This window comes from Vibrio variabilis, assembly GCF_003263785.1.
Classification (GTDB): domain Bacteria; phylum Pseudomonadota; class Gammaproteobacteria; order Enterobacterales; family Vibrionaceae; genus Vibrio; species Vibrio variabilis.
On record NZ_JYJK01000045.1, the window covers coordinates 1 to 1,408 of the forward strand.

Sequence of the window (1,408 nt, forward strand, 5' to 3'; positions counted from 1 at the left end):
TTTAAGGCTGAGACACGACGTCGAGCTACTACGGTAGTGAAGTCATTGATGCCATGCTTCCAGGAAAAGCCTCTAAGCTTCAGATTGTAAGGAATCGTACCCCAAACCGACACAGGTGGTCGGGTAGAGAATACCAAGGCGCTTGAGAGAACTCGGGTGAAGGAACTAGGCAAAATGGTACCGTAACTTCGGGAGAAGGTACGCTCCTCGCGGTGAAGTCCCTTGCGGATGGAGCTATGGGGAGTCGCAGATACCAGGTGGCTGCAACTGTTTATTAAAAACACAGCACTGTGCAAAATCGTAAGATGACGTATACGGTGTGACGCCTGCCCGGTGCCGGAAGGTTAATTGATGGGGTTAGACTTCGGTCGAAGCTCTTGATCGAAGCCCCGGTAAACGGCGGCCGTAACTATAACGGTCCTAAGGTAGCGAAATTCCTTGTCGGGTAAGTTCCGACCTGCACGAATGGCGTAATGATGGCCACGCTGTCTCCACCCGAGACTCAGTGAAATTGAAATCGCTGTGAAGATGCAGTGTACCCGCGGCTAGACGGAAAGACCCCGTGAACCTTTACTACAGCTTGGCACTGAACATTGACCCTACATGTGTAGGATAGGTGGGAGCTTTGAAACGAGTACGCCAGTATTCGTGGAGCCGTCCTTGAAATACCACCCTTGTAGTGTTGATGTTCTAACTTAGTCCCCTAATCGGGGATGAGGACAGTGCCTGGTGGGTAGTTTGACTGGGGCGGTCTCCTCCCAAAGAGTAACGGAGGAGCACGAAGGTGGGCTAATCACGGTTGGACATCGTGAGGTTAGTGCAATGGCATAAGCCCGCTTGACTGCGAGAATGACAATTCGAGCAGGTGCGAAAGCAGGTCATAGTGATCCGGTGGTTCTGAATGGAAGGGCCATCGCTCAACGGATAAAAGGTACTCCGGGGATAACAGGCTGATACCGCCCAAGAGTTCATATCGACGGCGGTGTTTGGCACCTCGATGTCGGCTCATCACATCCTGGGGCTGAAGTCGGTCCCAAGGGTATGGCTGTTCGCCATTTAAAGTGGTACGCGAGCTGGGTTTAGAACGTCGTGAGACAGTTCGGTCCCTATCTGCCGTGGGCGTTGGAAGATTGAAGGGGGCTGCTCCTAGTACGAGAGGACCGGAGTGGACGAACCTCTGGTGTTCGGGTTGTGATGCCAATCGCATTGCCCGGTAGCTAAGTTCGGAATCGATAACCGCTGAAAGCATCTAAGCGGGAAGCGAGCCCTGAGATGAGTCTTCCCTGGCGCTTTAAGTGTCCTAAAGGGTTGTTCGAGACTAGAACGTTGATAGGCAGGGTGTGTAAGCGTTGTGAGGCGTTGAGCTAACCTGTACTAATTGCCCGTGAGGCTTAACCATACAACACCC

The 1,408-nt window shown here is 52.6% G+C and carries 1 rRNA gene; it reads left to right on the forward strand.

The features are described 5' to 3' along the window. A 23S ribosomal RNA gene (locus TZ48_RS06210) occupies window positions 1–1,399 on the forward strand; the annotation flags it as partial. Between the last annotated feature and the right edge of the window lie 9 nt (window positions 1,400–1,408).